Source organism: Streptosporangiales bacterium, from assembly GCA_009379825.1.
Lineage (GTDB): Bacteria > Actinomycetota > Actinomycetes > Streptosporangiales > WHST01 > WHST01.
Genome location: WHTA01000085.1, coordinates 1 through 21,828 on the forward strand (window position 1 = coordinate 1; position 21,828 = coordinate 21,828).

Annotated in this window: 22 protein-coding genes; 16 read left to right on the forward strand and 6 right to left on the reverse strand. The window is 70.3% G+C overall.

Features of this window, described 5'->3' with window-relative positions:
- A partial coding sequence (locus GEV07_26370) for an IS982 family transposase (protein ID MQA06092.1) occupies positions 1–120 on the forward strand: 120 nt, incomplete at its 5' end.
- A gap of 84 nt (positions 121–204) precedes the next feature.
- Here GEV07_26370 and GEV07_26375 read toward each other — a convergent pair.
- On the reverse strand, positions 205–1,218 hold the full coding sequence (locus GEV07_26375; GenBank protein ID MQA06093.1) for a hypothetical protein: 1,014 nt from the start codon (positions 1,216–1,218) through the stop codon (positions 205–207).
- Between the two features lie 119 nt (positions 1,219–1,337).
- Between GEV07_26375 and GEV07_26380 the strand changes: the two genes are divergently transcribed.
- Genes GEV07_26380 through GEV07_26405 form a run of 6 tightly spaced genes read left to right on the forward strand, consistent with a single transcriptional unit; the run spans position 1,338 to position 9,877 of the window.
- The gene (locus tag GEV07_26380; protein MQA06094.1) at positions 1,338–1,895 is read left to right on the forward strand and encodes a helix-turn-helix domain-containing protein; all 558 of its coding nucleotides are present in this window, start codon (positions 1,338–1,340) and stop codon (positions 1,893–1,895) included.
- Positions 1,896–1,931: 36 nt separating this feature from the next.
- Complete coding sequence (locus tag GEV07_26385) at positions 1,932–3,941, forward strand: hydantoinase/oxoprolinase family protein (protein ID MQA06095.1); 2,010 nt, start codon at positions 1,932–1,934, stop codon at positions 3,939–3,941.
- Complete coding sequence (locus GEV07_26390; GenBank protein MQA06096.1) at positions 3,941–5,551, forward strand: hydantoinase B/oxoprolinase family protein; 1,611 nt, start codon at positions 3,941–3,943, stop codon at positions 5,549–5,551. The genes GEV07_26385 and GEV07_26390 overlap by 1 nt, the downstream gene beginning before the upstream one ends.
- A gap of 45 nt (positions 5,552–5,596) precedes the next feature.
- A complete protein-coding gene (locus GEV07_26395; protein MQA06097.1) occupies positions 5,597–6,883 on the forward strand; it encodes an MFS transporter in 1,287 nt (428 codons plus the stop codon).
- Between the two features lie 19 nt (positions 6,884–6,902).
- The gene (locus GEV07_26400) at positions 6,903–8,258 is read left to right on the forward strand and encodes an FAD-dependent oxidoreductase (GenBank protein ID MQA06098.1); all 1,356 of its coding nucleotides are present in this window, start codon (positions 6,903–6,905) and stop codon (positions 8,256–8,258) included.
- A gap of 5 nt (positions 8,259–8,263) precedes the next feature.
- Positions 8,264–9,877 (forward strand): CocE/NonD family hydrolase, encoded by a 1,614-nt coding sequence (locus GEV07_26405; protein MQA06099.1) that lies wholly within the window; start codon positions 8,264–8,266, stop codon positions 9,875–9,877.
- A gap of 3 nt (positions 9,878–9,880) precedes the next feature.
- Here GEV07_26405 and GEV07_26410 read toward each other — a convergent pair whose 3' ends face one another.
- Positions 9,881–10,621: a metallophosphoesterase gene (locus GEV07_26410; protein MQA06100.1), complete on the reverse strand. Its 741-nt coding sequence runs from the start codon at positions 10,619–10,621 to the stop codon at positions 9,881–9,883.
- Between the two features lie 149 nt (positions 10,622–10,770).
- On the opposite strand from GEV07_26410, the gene GEV07_26415 reads away from it, so the two are divergent.
- The 8 genes from GEV07_26415 (at position 10,771) to GEV07_26450 (ending at position 17,220) form a co-directional block, all read left to right on the forward strand.
- Positions 10,771–11,442 (forward strand): hypothetical protein, encoded by a 672-nt coding sequence (locus GEV07_26415; protein MQA06101.1) that lies wholly within the window; start codon positions 10,771–10,773, stop codon positions 11,440–11,442.
- A gap of 71 nt (positions 11,443–11,513) precedes the next feature.
- A complete protein-coding gene (locus GEV07_26420; GenBank protein MQA06102.1) occupies positions 11,514–12,428 on the forward strand; it encodes an LLM class flavin-dependent oxidoreductase in 915 nt (304 codons plus the stop codon).
- Positions 12,429–12,577: 149 nt separating this feature from the next.
- The gene (locus GEV07_26425) at positions 12,578–13,471 is read left to right on the forward strand and encodes an extracellular solute-binding protein (GenBank protein MQA06103.1); all 894 of its coding nucleotides are present in this window, start codon (positions 12,578–12,580) and stop codon (positions 13,469–13,471) included.
- Complete coding sequence (locus tag GEV07_26430; GenBank protein MQA06104.1) at positions 13,402–13,860, forward strand: extracellular solute-binding protein; 459 nt, start codon at positions 13,402–13,404, stop codon at positions 13,858–13,860. The genes GEV07_26425 and GEV07_26430 overlap by 70 nt, the downstream gene beginning before the upstream one ends.
- A 3-nt stretch (positions 13,861–13,863) precedes the next feature.
- Positions 13,864–14,757 (forward strand): ABC transporter permease subunit, encoded by an 894-nt coding sequence (locus GEV07_26435; protein ID MQA06105.1) that lies wholly within the window; start codon positions 13,864–13,866, stop codon positions 14,755–14,757.
- Positions 14,754–15,602, forward strand: coding sequence for an ABC transporter permease subunit (locus tag GEV07_26440; GenBank protein ID MQA06106.1), 849 nt, complete (start codon positions 14,754–14,756; stop codon positions 15,600–15,602). The genes GEV07_26435 and GEV07_26440 overlap by 4 nt, the downstream gene beginning before the upstream one ends.
- Complete coding sequence (locus GEV07_26445; GenBank protein MQA06107.1) at positions 15,599–16,540, forward strand: hypothetical protein; 942 nt, start codon at positions 15,599–15,601, stop codon at positions 16,538–16,540. Before GEV07_26440 ends, GEV07_26445 begins: the two co-directional genes overlap by 4 nt.
- Complete coding sequence (locus GEV07_26450; GenBank protein ID MQA06108.1) at positions 16,537–17,220, forward strand: putative N-acetylmannosamine-6-phosphate 2-epimerase; 684 nt, start codon at positions 16,537–16,539, stop codon at positions 17,218–17,220. Before GEV07_26445 ends, GEV07_26450 begins: the two co-directional genes overlap by 4 nt.
- Before the next feature lie 6 nt (positions 17,221–17,226).
- Here GEV07_26450 and GEV07_26455 read toward each other — a convergent pair whose 3' ends face one another.
- The 4 genes from GEV07_26455 to GEV07_26470 form a co-directional block, all read right to left on the reverse strand.
- A complete protein-coding gene (locus tag GEV07_26455) occupies positions 17,227–18,003 on the reverse strand; it encodes a sugar isomerase domain-containing protein (protein MQA06109.1) in 777 nt (258 codons plus the stop codon).
- A gap of 111 nt (positions 18,004–18,114) precedes the next feature.
- A complete protein-coding gene (locus GEV07_26460) occupies positions 18,115–19,371 on the reverse strand; it encodes a hypothetical protein (protein MQA06110.1) in 1,257 nt (418 codons plus the stop codon).
- Positions 19,361–20,107, reverse strand: a complete 747-nt coding sequence (locus GEV07_26465) for a UTRA domain-containing protein (GenBank protein ID MQA06111.1) — start codon at positions 20,105–20,107, stop codon at positions 19,361–19,363. The genes GEV07_26460 and GEV07_26465 overlap by 11 nt, the downstream gene beginning before the upstream one ends.
- A 157-nt stretch (positions 20,108–20,264) precedes the next feature.
- Positions 20,265–21,158: a sigma-70 family RNA polymerase sigma factor gene (locus GEV07_26470; protein ID MQA06112.1), complete on the reverse strand. Its 894-nt coding sequence runs from the start codon at positions 21,156–21,158 to the stop codon at positions 20,265–20,267.
- 75 nt (positions 21,159–21,233) lie between these two features.
- On the opposite strand from GEV07_26470, the gene GEV07_26475 reads away from it, so the two are divergent.
- On the forward strand, positions 21,234–21,692 hold the full coding sequence (locus tag GEV07_26475) for a carboxymuconolactone decarboxylase family protein (GenBank protein ID MQA06113.1): 459 nt from the start codon (positions 21,234–21,236) through the stop codon (positions 21,690–21,692).
- The last annotated feature ends 136 nt before the right edge of the window (positions 21,693–21,828 follow it).

The window sequence follows — 21,828 nt, forward strand, 5'->3', positions numbered from 1 at the left end:
ACACCCACCGGAGTCTTCACCCGCATCGCCCAGCGACTCCTCGCCCTCACCTCCGGCATCTGGACCAACTGGACCACCGGCGTCACCAGCAAACGATCACTAACCGCCTACGACCACTGACCAAGGAATCAACCATCTAGTAGAAATGCAGCTCACCAGCGCCGAAATGGTCGGTCAGCCGCACGCCAAGCTGTCGCACCTCGTCTAGCACGTGTCGCGGATACTGGGCTGCTGGTGGCGACGGGGGCGGTTGGGGTGCCACCAGGCGAGAAGGGGCGCGGCCAGCCAGCCGCCGGCGAGTGCGCCGAGGAACTCGACGACGAGGTCGGCGACGGCGGCGTGGCGGTCGGTGAACAGGAACTTGCCCGCCGCGAGCAGGAGGGCGAGCCCGAGGGCGAGCAGCGCGGTGGGAAGCGGTCGGACGGGCGGCCGTCGCGTCCAGGCGATGAGGAGGCCGACCGGTACGAAGGACACCAGGTGGAGGCCGAGGATCAACCACTCCCTGTCGGACGTCGGCGGGAACGGCGCCAGGTGCTCGGGCAGGTGCAGGTAGCGCCGCGGCACCTGGAGCGCCCCGGGTGCGAGGTAGTCGACGGAGTCACCTGCGGTCGCTACCCGCGCGTGCTTCAGCTCTCCGCGCCAGCCGCGGCCGCCTTGCACCTCGTCGCCTAGGACGAGCCGGCCCTCGCCCCATGTGCGCAGCGAACCCTCGGCCAGCGGGCTGCGCAGCCGCAGGGCACCGTCGACGGTCACGCGCAGCCGGTCGTGGCGGACGGTCACCCGCACGGTGGTCCAGTGTCCGCGGGAGAAGGCCCGTGGCACCACGAACGTGGGTCCGCCGTCGGCGGAGGATCCGCCGCGTCGCAACCACAGCACCAGGTCGCTGCCGTTCTGGCCGAGGCCGAAGTTCGTCCGCCACGCGTCGTCGGCGAGCAGCATGATCGAGGTGTCGCGGTGGCGCTGCGGGAACCTGGGGCGCGCCACGAGCTCCGCCTCGAACTCCTGGCGTGCGCGCACGCGGGGCAGCCAGTCGGGGGTGCCGGGCGAACGTGCCCGGTTGTGGTCGCCGAAGGCCAGCGTGCCGCCTGGGTGCCTCGTCACGTCGTTGGCCACCATGCGCGGCGGGTCCCACGCGAACGGGTAGTACGCGAGCAGCACGAGCACGGCGACGACGCCGAGCAGCAGCCAGACCGGTAACCGCGTACGTTCCCCGCGCATGGTCGCACCGTATCCGCACCGTCGGCACTGTAGAGACTACAAAGAGTACTTAAGTTGACTTAAGTGACACCTCATGTTTGTATGCTGCCGCTGCATCCTTATGAACACCGAACCGTGGGGTGAGTGTGGCGTCCGATTCCCTGGGGAGCCGGCTGCGCGCGAGGCGCAGGGCGAAACGGCTGACCCTGCGCGAGGTGGCAGACCGGGCTGAGCTGACCGAGAGCTTCCTCAGCCAACTCGAACGCGGCATCTCGAGAGCGAGCGTCGCGACGTTGCAGCGAATCTGCACGGTGCTCGGACTGGGTGTGGGCGACCTCTTCGACGAGTCGTGGTCCCGCGACATGCGGATCCACCGGCACGGCGAGGGGACGTACCTGAAGTTCGGGGTGGACGCGCAGAAGGTGCGGGTCAGTCCGAAGGCGAACCAGAACCTGGAGGTGCTGGTGGGTGAGATCGGGCCCGGTGGTTCCACCGGCACCGAGGTGTACGCCCACGGCGACTCCGAGGAGACCCTCGTCGTGCTCGAGGGCAGCGTCGAGGTGACCGTCGGCGAGGAGACCCACCAGCTCGGCGCCCTCGACTCGATTTCCTACCGCAGTTCTCAGCCGCATCGTGTCGTCGAGGTGGAAGGCACGAAAGCTCGGGTGCTGTGGGCCATCGGCCCACCCAGCTACTGATCGACGGCGGTCAAGCAGTTCCAGCGAAAGGTCCTCATGCGCATCGGAGTTGAATGCGGTGGTACGTTCACCGACCTCGTCGTCCTCGACGACGCCGGTGAGCTGCGTGCGACGACCAAGGTGTTCTCCACCCCTGGCGATCCCGCGCAGGCGGTGCTCGACGCGTTGGGCGAGCTCGACGTCGCGCTACTCGACGACGCCGCGCTCCTGCACGGCAGCACGGTGGCGACCAACGCCCTGCTCGAACGCAAGGGCGCACGTCTAGGCCTGCTCGTCACGAGAGGTTTCCGCGACGTGCTGTTCCTGCAGCGGCAGGACCGCACGCGGATGTACGACCTCCAGTACCAGAAGCCGGCCGCCCTGGTCGACCGCGAGTGCATCGCCGAGGTCGACGAGCGGATGGCGGCGGACGGCGCGGTCGTCGACCCGCTCGACGAGGAGTCCGTACGTGCGGCGGTCGAGCGGCTGCGCGCCGCCGGCGTGACGGTGGCCGCCGTGTGCCTGTTGCACTCGTACCAGAACCCGGCGCACGAGCAGCGGGTCGCGGAGCTGGTGCAGGAGCTCGCCCCTGACCTGCCGGTGTCGGTCTCGTCGGCGGTAGCACGTGAGTTCCGCGAGTACGAGCGGATGTCGACGACCGCCGTGGACGGCTTCCTGCGACCGGTCGTCGCGAGGTACCTGGAGCGGCTCGGGCAGCACTGCGCCGGCCGTGGCATCGAGTCGGTACAGGTGATGCAGTCCAACGGTGGAGCGGTGCCGACGCACGTCGTGGCGGCGCGGCCGATCACCATGTTGCTTTCCGGGCCCGCTGCCGGTGTGTCCGGTGCGATCGCGGTGGCCGAGGCGGCGGGGCTCGACGACATCGTCACCATCGACATGGGCGGCACGAGCACCGACGTCGCGCTGGTCACCGGCGGCGAGCCGATGGTCACGGCGGAAGCGGTCATCGACGGACTGCCCGTACGAACGCCGATGGTCGACATCACCACGGTAGGTGCAGGTGGCGGCAGCATCGTGTCGCTCGACAGCGGCGGCCTGCTGAGGGTCGGCCCGACCAGCGCGGGCGCCAAGCCGGGTCCTGCCTGTTACGACCGCGGTGGCACAGAGCCGACGGTCACCGACGCCAATGTGGTGTGCGGTGTGCTGCCGGCCGACAGCAAGCTCGGCGGTCGCTGGCAGCTCGACGTCGACGCGGCGCGCAGGGCGTTCGAACCGATTGCCGCCGAGCTCGGCCAGTCGGTCAGCCAGGTCGTCGAGGCCGCGGTGCAACTGGCCAACGTCGCGATGAGCGGCGCGATAAGGATCGCGTCGGTGGAACGCGGCTACGCCGTCGAGCACCACACGCTGTTGGCGTACGGCGGTGCCGGGCCGCTGCATGCGGCGTCGGTGGCGGCGGAGCTTGGCATCCGCAGGGTGCTGGTGCCGCCGTACCCGGGACTCGCGTCCGCGTACGGGTTGCTCGCCTCGCCGTTCCGGCGGGAGTTCTCCCGTACGTCCGTCGTCGAGGCGACGCGCCTGACCGACGCCGAGGTGAAGGGACTCGTCGACGTGCTCACCGACACCGCACGAGCCGAGCTCGGCGACCATGGCATCGACCTCAGCGACGCACGGTTCGCTGCGTCCGTGGACATACGGTACGTCGGCCAGGGCTTCGAGGTGAACGTGCCGCTGCCTGCCACCGACGACGGCTGTGTGGCCAGGTTGCTCGCCGACTTCCACCAGCTGCACGAACGCAGGTTCGGGCACAGCGACCAGAACAACGCGGTGCAGCTGGTGACGTTCCGGGTCGCGGTGACCAAGCCGCGCCCGGTGGTACGGCTGCCCCGGGTCGATGCACAGCCGGGCGGCGCGCCGGCGACGAGCAGTGTCGTCATCGGCGGCGAGCAGGTCGTCGCACAGTCGTGGCAACGCCCGCAGCTGCCGCCCGACACTCCGGTCGCCGGGCCGGCGATCGTCACCGACGACACGTCGACCACCTTCGTGCCACCGGGCTGGCGTGCGACCGTAGACCCGGCAACGACGAACCTCATCCTGGAGCACAGCTGATGGCATCTGCACTGTCGTCGCGGCTTGGCATCTTCAAGGCCGCGTACGGTTCCGTGACGCGCGAGATGGCCGTGGACCTGCGGCGCGCGGCGTTCTCGTCGATCGTCCGGGAGGCGAGGGACTTCTCCGTCGCCCTCACCGATGCCGCCGGCGAGGTCGTCGACCAGGCCGAGTGCATCCCCATCATGACCGCGGGCATCTCGCACGCACTGCGCGGACTCTCCGACACCGTCGACCTGGCGGCGTTGACGCCCGACGACGCGTTGTTGATGAACGACCCGTACAGCGGCGGCCAGCACCTGCAGGACGTCTACCTGTTCACGCCGATATTCGTGCGCGACCGGTTGGTGGCGTTCGCCGCGAGCGTGGCGCATCACGTGGACGTGGGCGGCGGCAGCCCCGGTCTGAACGCCGACGCGACCGAGCTCTACCAGGAGGGCCTACGCCTGCCGCTGGCGAGGTTCTCCGTCAGTAGGGACTGGAACGGCGGCTTCGTCGAGCGCATCATCCGCGCGAACGTGCGCGTGCCCGAGCTCGTACTCGGTGACCTGAACGCACAGTTCGCCGCCAACCGCACTGCGGCGAAGCGGCTCGGCGAGCTGATGGATCGGTACGGCATCGAGGACTCGCTCGCGGCGATGGACGCGCTGAAGGACTACTCGGAGCGGCGTACGAGGGACGCCATCGCGTCGATGCCCGACGGTGAGTACACCGCGGTCGAGACGCTCGACACCTCGCCGTGGGGTGGCGACACCGCGAACGTCGTGGTGCGGGTGGTGGTCGCCTTCGACCACATCCACCTCGACTTCACCGGCACGGACGGACAGATCCGCGGCAACGTCAACTGCCCGCTGGCGTCCACGATCTCGGCCGCGCAGAGCGCGATCAGGTGCATGCTCGGCGGCGAGGACATCCCGTTCAACGAGGGCAGCAACCGGCCGCTCACCCTGGACGTGCCGTACGGCAGCGTCCTCAACCCGCGCCCGCCCGCCGCGGTCAGGGCGCGGCTGACGCCCGCTAGCCGCGTGTTCAACGCGATTGTCCGCGCGCTCGGCGACCCGTTGCCTGAACGCTCGGTGGCCACCGGGTTCGACACGACCACGGCGTTCGCGATGAGCCACCTGGCGAGCGAGACGGGTGACTACCAGGTGGTGTTGGAGATCCTCGGCGGCGGCTGGGGTGCCTGCGCCGACCACGAGGGCGCGGACGCCCTCGACAACCCGATCTCCAACTGTGCCAACGCTCCCGTCGAAGCGTTGGAGACCGACTACACCCACCTGCGGATCGTCGAGTACGCCATGGCGGACGGCACCGAAGGTGCGGGCCGGCACGACGGCGGGCGCGGCATCCGCCGCGTCTACGAGGCGCAGTGCGACGGCGTGGCCGTATCCGGGTACGCGGACAGACACCGGCATCCGGCCGCCGGCCTGCACGGCGGTGGGCCAGGTGGCACCGGGCAGTTCATGATCCACCGCGTCGGTGGTGCCACCGAAGAACTGCCGTGTGTGTTCAAGGCGGTGCTCGACAAGGGAGACCGGATCGCAGTCGTCACCGGTGGCGGCGGCGGATACGGCGACCAACTGGCAGACGGGGACCAAGGGAAGGAGTGACGTGACCGAGACACGACAACGACGAACGGGGCAGCGCAACAGTCGCTGGGACGAGTAGCGTCGGCGCAAGCCATAGGTACGACCATCGAGTGGTACGACTTCTTCATCTACGGCACCGCCGCCGCGCTGGTCTTCAACAAGGTCTTCTTCCCCGAGATGACCCCGCTGATCGGCGTGATGCTCGCGATGGTCACGTACGGCGTCGGCTTCCTCGCGCGACCCGTCGGCGCAGTGCTGTTCGGCCACTTCGGTGACCGGGTCGGCAGGAAGATCGCGCTCATCGTCACGTTGCTGATGATGGGGCTCGCGACCACCGCGATCGGTCTGATCCCGTCGTATGCGTCGATCGGCGTGTGGGCGCCGCTGCTGCTCGGCTTCCTGCGGTTGGTGCAGGGTGTCGCTGCAGGCGGCGAGTGGGGTGGTGCCGCACTGATCGGCATCGAGCACGTGGACGCGCGCCGCAAGACGCTGTTCGGCTCGTTCGCCCAGGTCGGTTCGCCGCTGGCGCTGCTGCTGGCCACCGGTGTCTTCCTCGGTCTCCAGCAACTGCCGCCCGAGGCCTTCGAGACATGGGGCTGGCGCGTGCCGTTCCTGTTCTCTGCCGTGCTGCTGCCGGTCGGCTTCTTCATCAGGCGGAGGATCCACGAGTCGCCCGACTTCGAGGCGGTGTCGCGCGACAAGCAGGTCAGCAGGGTGCCCGTGGTCGAGCTGCTCGCCAAGCACTGGCGCGCCGTGCTCATCGGTACGGGGTCGTTCGCCGGTGTCTTCGCCACGTACTACGTCTTCACCTCGTTCGTGCTGGCGTACGCGACGAGCACCCTCGGCTTGAGTGCCTCGGTGGCGCTGCCAGGTAACCTCATCGCCGCCGCGACCGAGGCCGTGTTCATCTTCATCGGCGTCGCCGCGGCGGTGCGCTACTCGGCGCGCAAGGTCGCGGTGGTCGGTGCGGTCGGCCTTGTCGTCTGGGCGTTCCCCGGCTTCATGCTCGTCCACACGAAGGAAGCCGGCCTGCTCTACCTGGCGATCATCGTGAGCATGGCGTTCGTCGGCATCACCTACGGTGTGCTCGCGGCGGAGGTCGTGCAGCTGTTCGTCGCACGGGTGCGCTACACGGGCGCGTCGTTGAGCTACCACCTGGCGGCCGTGATCGGTGGCGGGATCATGCCGAGCCTGTCGACCTGGTTGGCGGACAAGACCAGCTCCGTCTGGCCGGTAGCCGCGGCCACCGCGGTCATCGCGGTCGCCATGGTGTTGAGTTGTCTGCTGTTGCCCAAGCAGACGCCCGAGGGCGAGTCCGCGGAACTGGTGGAGGTCGGCGAAGGTCGTGCGTAACGGCGAGGTATCGCACTGGGTGGCGTCCCTTTCTGGGGACGCTACCCGCCGGCCGGCGGTGACCGGCTCCCTGGATCCGGACGTGTGCGTGGTCGGTGCAGGTTTCACCGGGTTGTGGACGGCGTACTACCTGAAGAAGAACCGGCCCGACCTCGACGTCGCCGTGGTCGAGGCTGAGTTCGCCGGCTACGGTGCGTCCGGGCGCAACGGTGGCTGGCTGTCGCCGCTGCTGCCCGGCAACAGGGAGCGGTACGCCGCCGCCCGCGGTGCCGACGAGGTACGACGGCTGCAGCGCGCGATGGCAGCCGGCGTCACGGATGTGCTCGACGTGCTCGCCGAGGAGTCGATCGACTGCGCCGCCCTGCCGACCGGCAACGTGGTCGTCGCGAGGACGCGTGCTGCGATGCAGCGGCTGCGGAAGCGGCGCGCAGGTGACGTGCAGTGGGGTTACGCGGAGGACGACGTCGCAGTCCTGGACGCGACGGGCGTACGCTCCCGGATCGACATCCACGGCGCTGTCGGCGGGCTCCACTACCGCGGTGTAGCACGCATCGACCCGGCGAGACTGGTCAGCGGACTGGCGGCTGCCGTCGAACGCCGGGGCGTTCGGATCTACGAGGACAGCCCGGTGACGGAGATCCGTCCCGGTGCCGTGCGTACCCCTGGTGGCACGGTGACCGCGCCGATCGTGTTGCGCTGCACCGAGGGATACAGCGGTGCGCTGTCCGGGCAGCGGCGCAGGCTGGTGCCGGTGAACAGCTCGATGATCGTGACGCCGCCACTGACCGACGAGCAGTGGCGGCAGCTCGGCTGGGCCGAGGCGGACCTGCTCAGCGACGCCGCACACGTCTTCGTCTACGCGCAGCGCACTGCGGACGGCCGCATCGCGATCGGCGGGCGCGGCAGCCCGTACCGCTACGCGTCGGGTACCTGCGGCACCGGTGAGGTCGACCAACCCACCGTCGAGGTGCTGCGGAACCGGCTGGTCTCGTTCTTCCCCGCGCTCGCCGACACACCGGTCGAGCATGCCTGGCGCGGCGTGCTCGGGGTGTCACGTGACTGGTGTGCCTCCGTCGACTTCGACCGGGAGTCCGGGCTCGGCCAGGCCGGCGGGTACGCGGGACACGGCGTCACGTCCGCGCACGTGGCCGCGCGCTCGCTGGCGGACCTCGCACTCGGTCGCGACACCGACCACGCGACGCTGGCGTGGGTGGGGCACCGCTCGCCGTCCTGGGAGCCCGAGCCGTTGCGGTGGGGCGGCATCCATACGATGTACCGGCTGTTCGCGTTCTCCGACTGGTGGGAGGAGCGCCGGGCGTCCTCGCGCACCTCGCTGGTGGCGCGATTCGCGGGAAAGCTCACCGGTCTGGATTGACTGGCATGACAGGAGGCGCGAGACGACGGCCGTTCGCCGAGGTGCCTGGTGACGCGCGGGTGTTCGCCGTGCGGATGCGTGACGGGGTGCGGCTGGCGACCGACGTCTACCTCCCGGCGAAGGGCAGTCGCTGGCCGGCGGTGCTCTCGCGGTTGCCGTACGACAAGGCGGGCGACGAGTGCTTCATGCCGCTGATCGCCCGCTGGTTCAACGAACGCGGGTACGCGGTCGTCGTGCAGGACGTGCGCGGGAAGATCCGCTCCGACGGTGCACAGGAACCGTTCCGGCACGAGCTGTCGGACGGCTACGACACGATCGACTGGATCACCAAGCAGAGCTGGTGTTCCGGCGCGGTGGGGATGTTCGGCGACTCGTACTTCGGCTGGACGCAGTGGGCCGCCGCGGCGTCCGGCCACCCCGCGCTCCGCGCGATCGCGCCGCGGGTGATCTCGGCGGACTTCGCCGACGTCGCCACCAGGCAGGGCGTGTTCGCCCTCGAGGTGTGCGCGCTGTGGGCGTTCGAGACCTGGATCGACGAGGCGCTGTACGACTACGAGGGACAGCTGGACTGGAGTGTGCGGCCGCTGTCCGAGGTCGTGCCCACCGCACTCGGCGGCCGCCGGTCGAGGTTCCTCGACGACCTCGGCGCCGGTCACCTCGATCCCGCCGCCCGGCTGACGCCGCGTGCCGACCTGCCCGTGCTCCACGTCGGCGGGTGGTGGGACATCGTGCAGCACGGCCAGCTCGCCACCTGGCGACGCGCACGGGCGAGCGCGACGGCACCGCAGTTCCTCATGCTGGACGCGACCGACCACGGCTGGACGCCGCTGCGCGAACACGGCACGCCGTTCGTCGACCCGCGCTCCGACGGCGCGTCGACGGCACGCTTCCTGGACGGATACCTGCAGCCGCTGGCCGACTTCTTCGGCCCGTTCATCCGCGGTGCGGGCACGTACGACGCCGCCCCCGTGCGGTGGAAGCTCGCCCACGACTCGTGGCGGGAGAGCGACACGTGGCCGCCGCCGGAGAGCCGGCCGGTCGAGTGGTACCTGACCGGGGCACCGCGCGGTGCGCTCGCTCCCGTGGCCGATCGCACCGAACGCACGGTCAGCTGGGTCCATGACCCGGCCGACCCGGTGCCGAGCTGTGCGCACGCGTACCACCCACTGGTCGAGCCCGCGGACGAACGAGGTGTGGAACAGCGCGACGACGTCCTCATCTTCGAGACCGAGCCACTGCGCGACGCCCTCGACCTGGCCGGTCCGGCGAGCGTGCAGCTGTGGTTCGAGTCGACCTGCTCCTCCGGGCACGTCATGACCAAGCTCACCGAGGTCCAGCCGGACGGCACCGCGGTCAAGCTGCTCGACGGCGCAGCACTCGTCCACGCGCCCTGGCCGAGCCAGGTCACCGTCGAGCTCGGGAGCATCGGTTACCGCGTACGGCCGGGACACCGGCTGCGGGTGCAGGTCAGCTCGTCGGAGTTCCCCAGGTACGTGCTCCACCCCGGTACCGACGACGATCCCTGGACGGCGGAGCGCACGAAGGCGGTCGAGAACCGGATCGTCCTCGGCGGCGAGCGCGGTGCGGCACTGCGGTGCTTCGTGCTGCGCGAGTCCTGAGGCTCAGCGCGAGAACACGGCGAGCGCCTCCGCATCGGACGGCACCGTACGCACGTTCTCCGCAACGAACCCGGCGAGGTCGGGATACCCGGGTGCGGCCGACCTGAGCGTCGCCTCGGCGTCGTCCAGGTCGTAGGCAGTGCAGCGGAGCACGACGGCCGGGCCGAGCAGTGCCCAGTGCGCACCGCCGGTGCCGTACGGCATGCCGACGCTGCCCGGATTGACGAACCGGCGCCGGTCCGCCAGCCGGTCGAACGGCATGTGCGTGTGCCCGAGCACGACGGTCGACTCGGTCGTGTCCGCGAACGCCTCGGCGAACCGCGCGATCGGGGAGTCCACCAGGACGATCTCGGTGTCGTCGCGGGTCGTCGCATGGCAGAACCGCACCTGGCCGAGCCCGGTCACGTCCACGGTGACCGAGAGCGGCAGGCCGGCGAGCAGGTCGCGGTGCCGCCGGTCGAGCTGCCCGGCGCAGTACTCGGTGACCTGCCGCACCTCCGCGGGCAGGGCGGCATCGACGGCACCGTCGTACGCCGCGACCAGCTCGCGGTCGGCGTTGCCGCGCACCCAGTGGGCACGTTCGCCGAGCTCGGCCAGCCGGTCCAGGGTCTCGGCCGGCATCGGTCCGGACGCCAGGTCGCCGTTGAGCACCACGAGGTCGACGCCTTCCGCATCGACCTCGGCGAGCACCGCGTCGAGCGCCGGTAGGTTGCCGTGCACGTCGGCCAGTACCGCGACTCGCATGATGACCTCCCGTCCACCATCGTGGCGCCGGTTTCGTCGTCGCGCAGCATGATTCACCGACAGCTGAACGTAGCAACCACATCGGGCGCCTGTCCTGGCTGCTAGCCTCGGCGGCCGTCCGATCTCCACGCGGGGGTGGAAGAGTCGCCATGCACCGAGCCACGCCGCGGGAACCGTGGGCGCAGCCACCTGTCGCGCCTGCGCCGCGGCGGGTGACCGCCGCTACGTTCCTGCGCTCGGCCGTGGCGGCCGGCGGCGCGGTGGCCGGTGTGGCCGCGGCGATCCCGCTTGGTGCTCTGCTGACGGCCTTCCTGTTCGACACGGTCGGCACCGCCATCGTGGACGAGATCATGTCCGACGGCGTCGCCGAAGGACTGTCCGGCATCGAGGCGTTCTTCGGTGGGCTCATGCTCGCGATCGCCGCGATCATGATCGCCATCATGGTGGTGCTCGCCCTCGTCGCCCCCGTCTTCGTGGTGCTGCCGATGCTCGGTGCGGGGGTAGCGTTGCGGGTCGCGCGCGCCGGCCTGATCATGCGGTCGCTGTGGCTGTCGCTTGCGGCCCTCGCGCTGCTGGTGGCCGCTGCGGCGGCGGTGCTGTCCGCTTTCGACGCGGACGGCAAGTGGTGGATGTGGGTGGTCGTCGTCGCCGCGGCGAGCTTGGTCGGCCGGCTCGCCGTCGAGCTCTGGGAGCCGCAGCGAGCAGCGACGCGTTCACCGGTGGCGTTCACCCGGGTGTGGTGGCGGTTGCTGATCGTCTGGATCTGTCTGCTGGTCGCGGCGCTCGTCACGGGCACGACGCTGTTCATCACCGTGGTCTAGGACACATCGCTGCGGCACTGAAAACGCTATGGTGCGGGACAGGCACACCCGACAGACGTGAGGACGCGCCGATGCCCGAGTTCGGACTCTGCCTACCGCTCGACAGCCAACTCACCGGGTTCGCCGCAAAGGCAGAACGGCTGGGGTACGAGTTCGTGAGCACGGGGGAGCATCTCGCGTTCCACGGTGAGTCGACCAACGGGTTCATCTCGCTGTCCATGGCTGCGGCCGCGACCAGCAGCATCGGCCTGGTCACCAGCATCTCGCTCGTCCCGCTGTACCCGCCAGCGCTGCTCGCGAAGCTGGCGGCCACCCTGGACCACCTCAGCGTCGGCCGGTTCCACTTGGGGGTGGGCATCGGCGGCGAGTTCCCGCCCGAGTTCGAGGCCGTCGGGGTGCCGGTCGCGGAGCGCGGCGCACGCACGGACGAGGCGCTCGAGGTCGTCGGCAAGCTGCTCACGGGTGACGCCGTGACGTTCGACGGTCGGTTCTCGTCGTTCCGCGACGTGCGCCTCGCCCCCGTGCCCGCGCGCCCGCTGCCGGTCTGGGTGTCGGGGAGGAAGGAGCCGGCGATGCGGCGGGCCGCGAAGTACGGCGACGTGTGGATGCCGTACATGTACAGCCCGGAGCAGGTGACCAACAGCCGGGCGAGGATCACCGAGCTGAGTGAGGCCGAGCTCGGCCGGCCGTGGCAAGGGCGTACGGCGGTGTACATGTTCGCCACCGTCCACCCCGACCGCGAGCGCGCTCGTGAGGTGATCACCGAACGCGTCGGCGGGAAGTACCAGCAGGACTTCGACCGGATCGCCGACCGCTACCTGCTGTTCGGCGCCGCGAGCGACTGCAGGAACCGGCTCGAGGAATACCTGGCTGCCGGCGTCGACACGGTGTTGCTCAATCTGCAGTGCCCTCGCGACGAGCTCGACGAGATGACCGACGTGGTCACCGAGGAGATCGTCCGGCCGCTACGGGGTGCCGGCTCGTAGCAGTGGACCAGTGGACCAGTTGCCCGTCGGCGGATCGCCAGCTGCCGTTGCGGACCACGTCGATGGCCGACCGCGGTCGGTGGAACTGGTCTACTCGGATTTGACCGTCCCTCTTTCAGCACGGCGTCGGCCGGTGTTGAGTTCGCCACATGGGTAGAACACACCGACGTCGACTGATCGCAGCAACCGTCGCCGCCGCGTCCGCGCTCGCGGTGACCGCGTGCGGGAGCGGCTCGGGCGGCGACGTCACCTTGACGTTCTGGACGCACACGCACCCGCCGATGGTGAAGCTGAACAAGGCGCTCATCGCCGAGTACGAGAAGAAGCACCCCAACGTCACCATCGAGTACCAGACGATCCCGAACACCGAGTTCGGCACGAAGATGCTGACGGCGCTCTCCAACGGCACCGGCCCGGACATCATCAACATGGACGACAACGCGCTGCGCGGCGAGTACATCCCCAAGTCGCTGATCGCGCCGATCGATGCGAAGGCGTTCGGGAAGGGCTCGGTGAAGGAGCTCGAGCAGACCTACGAGCCGAACATGCTGGCCGGTGCGAAGGACGCGAAGGGCACCTTGTACGGCGTGCCGAGCGAGCTCAACAGCACGGCGTTCGCCATCAACGTCAAGCACTTCCGCGATGCCGGGCTCGACCCGAACAAGCCACCGAAGACCTGGGACGACGTCGCGGCCTACGGCAAGAAGCTGGTGGTCGCCGGTCACGGGCAGGCGTTCAACTTCTCGTACATCCACTCGGGTTGGTACAGCCAGATGTACCAGACGCTGCTCAACCAGACCGGCGGCAGCATGGTGAACGAGTCGTGTGACGGTGCCACGGTGAACCAGCCGAAGTCGGCGCAGGCGATGCAGATCTGGGCCACCTGGCGCGCAACGAGAAGATCGCCAACCCGCACAAGGCGAGCAGGGAGGCGACGGCACCGTTCCAGGACCTCGCCACAGGGACGCAGTCGATGGCGATCGTCTACCCGTGGTCGATGCCGCAGATCGAGGACTCCAACCCGAAGACGTACGAGGACCTGAAGGTGGTGCCGCTGCCGCAGGTCGACACCGCGAACCCGGTGACCCGCTGGTACGGCTACTACTGGGCCGTCAACAAGGCGTCCGAGCAACAGCAAGAGGCGTGGAAGTTCGTCTCCTACCTGTCCACCCAGCACGACGACTGGCTGGACGACGTCGGGTTCATCCAGGGGCAGCAAGGGTGGTCGGACACCGAGCCGGCCAAGGACATCGACTTCAGGGAGAGCTGGTCCAAGGCGTACACCAACGGTGAGTTCGACCAGGTGTGCCCGCACTGGAGCGAGGTGCAGGACGCCCTGAAGACCGCCGTGGACAAGGTCGTCTTCGACGGAGTGCCGCCGAAGCAGGCGCTCGACCAGGCCAACACACAGATCCAGTCCTCGGTCGAGTAGCCGGTGGCCGTCAGCAGGTTGCGGGCGGACGGGTTGGTGCGGAGCCGCCGTCGCGTCGACGTCAGGCGGGACGTCGTCGGGGCGGCTCTCGCCATACCCGCGGTCGCGCTGTTCCTCGCATTCGCGATCTGGCCGGCGCTGCGAGTCTTCTACTTCAGCCTGTACGAGTACTCGCTCACCGCGCCGCCGGAGTGGGTCGGCCTGGAGAACTTCGATTTCCTGTTGCACAGCAAGGAGTTCCACGGTGTCGTCCTGAACTCGTTGTTCTACGTGGGCGGTACGTACGTGCCCTCGGTGTGCCTCGCGCTGTTGCTGGCGCTCGCGTTGCGCTCCCGGATGCCCGCCGCCGGCGCCGTACGGCTGCTCTACTTCGTCCCCGTGGCCATGAGCTGGGTAGCGGTCTCGGTGATCTGGCGCCTGGTGCTGCAGCCGGACGGCCTGCTGAACCAGACGCTCGGGCTTGACCTCAACTGGCTCACCAGCTCCGCGACAGCGCGTTGGGGGCTGGTGATGATGAGCGTGTGGAAGGAGACCGGCTTCTTCCTCATCCTGTTCCTCGCCGGACTCACCACCATCCCGGACGACCTTTACGAGGCCGCGCGGGTGGACGGCTGCAACGCCTGGCAGCGCTTCGTGCACGTCACCCTGCCGCTGCTGAAGCCGACCACTGCGATCTGCTCGATCATGGCGGTGATCCGCGGGTTCCAGGCGTTCAGCGCCCAGTACGTGATGACCGGCGGTGGGTTCGGCACGGAGGTCGTCAACCTGTTCGTCTACAAGACCGCGTTCGAGAACGCCCGGATGGGCAGGGCGTCGGCGGTGGCCGTGCTGATGTTCTTCCTGCTGCTCGTGCTCACGTTGCTGCAGCTGCGTGTCTTCCGGCGGGACGACCGATGAGCCGGCCCGGCGCCAACCCGCTCGCGCTCGCCGGTCGCGTCCTCGTCTGGCTGGTGGTCGCGGCCGGCGGCGTCGCGTTCGCCGCGGTGCTCCTCTACGCGGTGCTGTCCGCGCTGAAGCCGGCCGGCCAGGTGCTCGCCGTGCCGTTGCGGTGGTTCCCCGACCCGTTCAGGTGGAGCAACCTGCTGCTCCCGTTCACCGAGACGGCATTCGCCCGTTACTACCTGAACTCGACCATCGTGGGGATCTCGGTTACTGCGCTGAACGTGTTCACCTGCACGCTGGCCGGGTACTCGTTCGCGAAGTACAGCTATCCTGGTCGCAACGTCGCGTTCGTCGTCGTGCTAGCGACGGCGATGGTGCCGCTCGAGGTCATCTACGTGCCGCTGTACGCACTGGTGTTCCAGCTCGGCTGGGTGAACAGCTTCGCCGGCCTGATCGTGCCTGCCGGGACGAGCGCGTTCGGGATCTTCCTGATGCGGCAGGCGATCATGCAGGTGCCGGACGAGCTGCTCGAAGCCGCACGCCTGGACGGCGCCGGCGAGCTGCGCAGCCTGGTGCAGGTCGTCGTACCCCTTGTGCGCGGCCCGATCGCCGCGCTGGCGCTGTTCATCTTCATGACGAACTGGGACTCCCACCTGTGGCCGTTGCTCGTCGGTTCCGACGACGCGCACACCACGCTGCCGGTCGGCCTCGCGGCGATGCAGGCGAACAACCTCGGTGCTACCGGCATCCCCATGATGATGGCGGCGGCGATCCTCGCGCTGCTGCCGACGCTGTTGCTGTTCCTCACCCTGCAGAAGCGGTTCGTGCAGGGCGTGGCGATGACCGCGGGCATCCGATGACCGGTGCGCGGACGTCCGTCGGCGTCGACGGTGGGCAGACCACGTTGCGGCTGGCCGTCGCGGGTACCGAGCTGCGGGCGGAACGTGCCGGGTTCAGCTACCGGCACAGCGACCCGTACGGCGAGCAGCTCGCCGCCATCAGGGAATGCTGGGCGGAGGTGGGCAGACCGGGCCCGGTCGGTCGTGTCACGCTCGGGCTCACCGGTGCGCCGAGCGGGTCCGAACGACGCGCGGAGTTCGCGGCGGCCGTGGGCGACCTGTTCGACGCGGACGAGGTGTGGCTGTCCGGCGACGTCGTCACTTCGCACTGCGGCGCCCTGCCCGACGGGCAAGGGGTCGTGCTGGCCGCGGGCACCGGAACCGCCTGCCTTGGCGTGGACGCCGGCACAGGTGCCTTACGTACCGTCGACGCGCGCGGCTACCTGTTCGGCGACGACGGCAGCGCGTTCGCCGTCGGACGGGCGGGCATCGCCGCGTGCCTGCGCGCGCTCGACGGCCGGGGCCAGGCGACCGCGCTGGCCGACGCTGCCACGGCGAGATACGGGCCACCGGCCCGACTGACGCAGCGGCTCTACGCGTCGCCGACGGTGGTCGCGGACACTGCGGCCTTCGCGGTCGAAGTCGACACGGCGGCGGCCCGAGGCGACCAGGTCGCGACGGAGATCATCGCGGCGGCCGCGGACGACCTGCACCGTACGGTCGTGGCGGCCGCGGCCGTGGTCACCGGCGAGCCGGTGCCCGTCGCAGGCACCGGCCGCTGGTTCGCCGCACCGACGCTGCACCAGCTGCTGCACGAGCGGCTGACCGCCGAGCCGGGGCTGCAGCTCGTACCGGCCGCCGGCGACGCACTCGACGGGGCCTGCCGGCTCGCCGTCGCCTCGGCCGCCGGTGCCTACCGGCCGCTGTTCCACGTCCACGAACGAAGGTGCCACTGTTGAAGATCGACGTACCGTTCCCGCACGGGTCGCTGTTGGTGTCGTGTCAGGCGAAGCCGCCGAACCCGTTGCACGGGCCGGAGACGATGGCGCTGATGGCGCGCGCGGCCGAGGCCGGCAACGCGGCGGGCATCCGGGCCAACGGCCCGGACGACGTCGCGGCGATCCGCGGTGTGACGGAGCTGCCGATCATCGGCATCAACAAGATCGGCGACCCGGCCGGTGTCTTCATCACGCCCACCCCGGCGGCGGCGGCTGCCGTCGTCGAGGCCGGCGCGACGATGGTCGCCATCGACGGCACCGACCGGCCGCGGCCGGACGGCCGCAGCCTCGCCGAGCACGTCGATGCGATCCACGCCGACCTCCAGGTTGCCGTGATGGCCGACGTGGACACGGTGGCGAACGGCGAGTACGCGCGCGCAGGAGGTGCCGACGTGGTGGCGTCGACGTTGTCCGGCTACACCGCGGGCACCGAGCGCACCAACGCCCCGGACGTCGAGCTGGTGGCCGAGCTGGCGCGCCGGCTGGACTGCCCGATCGTCGCGGAGGGCAGGTACTGGACCCGCAGCGACGTCGCGGCGGCGCTGACCGCCGGTGCCTACGCGGTCATCGTCGGCACGGCCATCACCAACCCGATGGAGATCACCAAGCGGCTGGCCGCCGTCACCCCGACCGCCGGCTGAGGCGGTTCAGGGCTCGTTCTTCATCACGCGGGTGCCGTACCTGGCTTCGAGCGCATCGTTGCGTGCCTTGCCCTCCGACACGTTCACGGAGGTGAGCACCGGCACCTCGGCGCCGCGGGCGAGCAACAGGCCGCACGTCTCGGTGACGATCATCTGGGCGATGAGCGCGCCCGTCACCGTGGACGCCGGGGTGATGGTCGTGCCCTCGGGCAGCGCGATCTCGCAGTCGCCGACCACACCGCAGTTGTCGACCACTACGTCGGCCATCTCGAACAACCGCGACCCGGACGGGTGCGTCGATGTGATCGCTGCGGTGTGGTTCATCGACGTGACGGCGATGACCGGGTTGCCGTTCTCCTTGGCCAGGCGCGCCATCTCGACCGTGGCCGCGTTGCCGCCGGAGTTGGACGCGATCAGGAAGACGTCTGCCTGAGCGATGTCGTGCAGCTGCCACAGCCGCTGTGCGAACTCGACGCTGCGCTCCGCCTGCGGGTTGACGATCTCGTCCGGCGTCGCCGCGCCGCGCATCACCAACTGCTTGAGCGCCAGCTTGTTGGCGGCGACGAAACCGCCCGCCCGGCCGGCGATCTCCATGGCGAACGACTGCGAGTGCCCGGTGCCGAACGCCTGCAGGATGCCGCCGGACGCCAGCGCGTCCGCGCACAGCAGGGCCGCCGCAGACACCGCGTCGCGCTGGCTGTCGACGATCCGGTCGACGGCGTCGCGCATCACACGCACGGCGGCGGCCTGGTCGTAGCCGGAAAGGGGGTTACCTTCGGTCATGAGGAGGCCTTCCGAGTGAGCATCGTAGCGAGCATGCGACGAGTGGGTGATGCGCCGGGCGCAAGTGAGCGAGGAGCGGAGCGCGGGAGGCCGACGGGGTGCACTGTCATGTCACTTCCTCTGCGCTGTGGACTTCGACAACAGCCGGTCGCACTCGTCGATCACCCGTTCACCTGCGCCCGGCCCGCACGGGCTCACCGCCGCCTCGTACTCGTTGGTCTCGTACGCGGCGCGGGTCGGCAGATAGCCGAGGTAGCCGCCGGTGTAGCCGACGAGCAGTGCGTCGGGGCCGGCCAGGGCACGCCATCGGTCTGCCAGCTCCAGGTACGGTTCGGCGCCCACGGCCGCAAGCCGTAGCTCGCCGACGGTCAGCACGCCGACGGCACACGTCGGTCCGCGGACGGCGACCGCCTGGTGCGCCAGGCGCGCACCCTGCAGCCGGGTGTACGCGGTGCGCCGTGCTGCGCTGCCGGCGGGCAGCTGGTCGACCTGCCGGTCGAGGTCGGCGAGCAAGGCCTTGTCGGCCGGCGGGTCGGTGCGCGGCGGCAGGGGCACCCCGCCCTCGGCGGCGACCGCCGCCACGGCGCCGTCGCCGGTCACGTCGCGGCCGGGGGTCTGCAGCAGCGAGGCGACCTGGCCGGCGACCAGGTCGCCGAGCCTGGCCAGCTCGCGCGGGTCCTGCGCGCGTCGGTGCGGCCGCGTGCTGACGTCGCCGGCGGCGCCGGTCGCCACGACACACCAGGTGCCTGGCAGCCGCTCGCCGAGCGCCCGTCGTACCGCGCCGGGCAGGTCGGCGCTCGTGCACGTGTTGTCCGCGCCGAGCACGGTGGGGTGCACGGGCAGCACGACGAGCACGCCGTGGGTGGTCGAGCCGGCGCGGAACTCCAGCACGTCGAACGGCACCGACTGCCGGGGCTGCGGCCCGCTGCGCTGCCCGGCCACGTCGGTGAGCTCCCCGTGCCGCAGCACGAGCGCGGCTGGTGTCTCCGCGCGGACGGCCGCTGCCGCCGCGGCGGCGACCGCGTCGGTGAGCCGGTCGCGCCACGGCGCCGGGGTCGCGGCGCCGCCTGGCCGGCAGCCGGTCTCCGGGCCGGCGTGCGTGTGGGTGGCCGACAGCCAGCTGGTGGTGTCCGGCACCGTGGTACGCACCGCCGCGGCGAGGTCGGTGTTCACGCACACCAGGTCGGCGATCGCCCAGACGAAGCGGCGGCGTCCGTCCGTCATGGTGACGACCCGCAGCTCGAGCGGGTCCGACGAGCCGGTGGCCCCCAGGGTGCGGTCGGCGTAGCCGCCGAGCGGTGTGCCCGCGGGCACGCCGAGCTCGACGGCGGCGTGGCCGACGGCCACCGTGCCTGCGTCAGGCGCCACGGCGCACCTGGTGCGTCGGGCCGAACTGCGGGTGCAGCTCCACGGCCAACCGGTAGCGGTCGCCGCGGGCCAGCGAGGTGCCCTGTTCGATGATGCGGCCCCGTCGGTCGTAGGTGATCACCGTGCTCAGCAGGCACGGTTGGTCGGTCGGGATGTCGAGCAGTTCGGCGTCGCACGGGTCGGGGAGCACAGGTTCGACGGTGAGGCTGCCGGTCAGCACCTCGATGCCGTAGCGGCGGCGCAGCAGCTCGTACCAGGAGCCGCTCAGGTCCTCCTCACGCAGCCCGGGTACCAACTGGCCGGGGATGCTCAGCGCCTCCACGCACATCGGGATGCCGTCGACCAGCCGCACCCTGGTCAGGCGCACGACGTCGTCGCCGACGGGGATCCGCAGCTGCCTGGCCACCTGCACCGTGGCCCGCAGGTGCCGCAGCTCGACCACCCGCGACCTGGTGGCGAAGCCGCGGCGGCGCAGGTCGGCGGAGAACGAGAGCAGGCCGAGCGGCCGCGACACCTTGGGCTGCGCGACGTACGTGCCGCTGCCGTGCCTGCGCTCGAGCAGGCCGTCGAGCACCAGCTCGTCCACCGCACGCCGCAGCGTCATCCGCGCCACGCTCCACTGCGCGGCGAGGCTCCGCTCGCCGGGCAGGGCACTGCCGACGGGTAGCCGTTCGACGAGATCGAGCAGGCGCGCGCGGACCTCGACGACGCGACTGGGTCGTTGCTTCGCCTCCACGTGCCGCTCCAGCCCCTTGTCACCTGGGATCAGGTAACCAGGAATCCGGACGGGGCGCGAGCACGGACGCGGATCACGAGCAGACCAGTTGTGGCTTGCCGGACCACCTCTGCGCTGCGCCCACTGCGATCCATGTCGACCGAGGGCGCAAACTGGTCTAACGCTCCACCAGCTGCACGTCGAGCTCGGCGATGTGGTCGCCGTCGGCGATGATCTCGATGCCGGTGATCAGGCCGTCGGTGATCGCGAACGTGAACACCCCGCGCGGCCGCCCGCCTGGTGCCCAGGTCGCCGCGGGCGCGCCGTCGACAAGCGCCGGTTGGGCCGCCTGGGCACGTCCGGCGAACGCGTTCGCGACCGCGGAGGCGCCGGTGACGCGGCTGTCCAGATCCGGCCCTCCGCGGGTGCGCGCGGCTTGCGACGCCGCGACGGCCGCGTCGTCGGCACGGAGCACCACCTCGGGATCGAGCAGGCTCAGCAGGGTGGCGAAGTCGCCCTCCCTGGAGGCGGCGAGGAAGGCGTCCACGACCGTACGGCGGCGGGTGAGGTCGTCCGCCGCGGGCGGACCTGCGCCCTGCACGCGGCGCCGGGCGCGGCTGGCGAGCTGTCGTGCAGCCGTCGGCGAACGGTCCAGGATCTCGCCGAGCTCGTCGAACGGCACCCCGAACATGTCGTGCAGCACGAACGCGAGGCGTTCTGCGGGCGACAGCGTGTCCAGGACGACGAGCAGCGCCAAGCCGACGGAGTCGGCCAGCACCGCCTCCTCTTCCGGGCCCTGCTGCTCGGCAGGTTCTGCCACCTGTACGTCGAGCGGCTGCTCGTGCCTGGTCGTGCGGGAGCGCAGCATGTTCAACGCCACCCGCGCCACGACCGTGGTGAGCCAGCCGCCCAGGTTCGTCACGCCGTCGGTGCCGCTGCGTGCCAGCCTGAGCCAGGTCTCCTGTACGGCGTTGTCGGCCTCGGTGCGGGAACCGAGCAGCCGGTAGGCGACCGAGGTGAGGTGCGGCCGGTGCTCCTCGAACCGGCTGGCCAGGAACTCGTGCTCGTCCATGTGTCACATTCCTCCGTCGGCAGGTGTCATACGGGTGACCAACCAAACCCTTCGATGTGACAGAGGAGCTCGACCATGGACGCACGACTGAACAACCCGGCGGCGCTACTGCCGGACGCCGTGACCGCGATCAACGGACTGTACAAGACCGCGCACAGCACCGGTGTCTCGCCGACAGCGCTCGCCCTCGTCCATCTGCGTGCGAGCCAGATCAATGGCTGCAGCGCGTGTGTCGACATTGGCGTGAAGGGGGCACGCAAGGCGGGCGAGACCGACGAGCGGCTCTTCGCCGTGGCGGCCTGGCGCGAGACGACGTACTTCACCGAGGCGGAGCGTGCGGCGCTGGCACTCGCGGAGGCAGCCACCCGGCTGGCCGACCGCTCCGACCCGGTACCCGACGACGTGTGGGCCGCCGCGGCCGAGCACTACGGCGAGAAGGAGCTCGCGGCGCTGGTCCTGTGGATCGGTGTGACCAACATGTTCAACCGCATCAACGTGACCACCAGGCAGCCGGTACCGCAAGAGTGGAACTAGTACTGCAACGGCACTTGCTTGACAGGTAGTTGATCATGGTCGGGTGGTTACCGATCTGGTGATAGATGAGCTGGATACCTTGCATGAGCGGGTCGCGGGCCGGTTCGGGCGGGCGGAGCCGCGGGCTCGGGTGCGC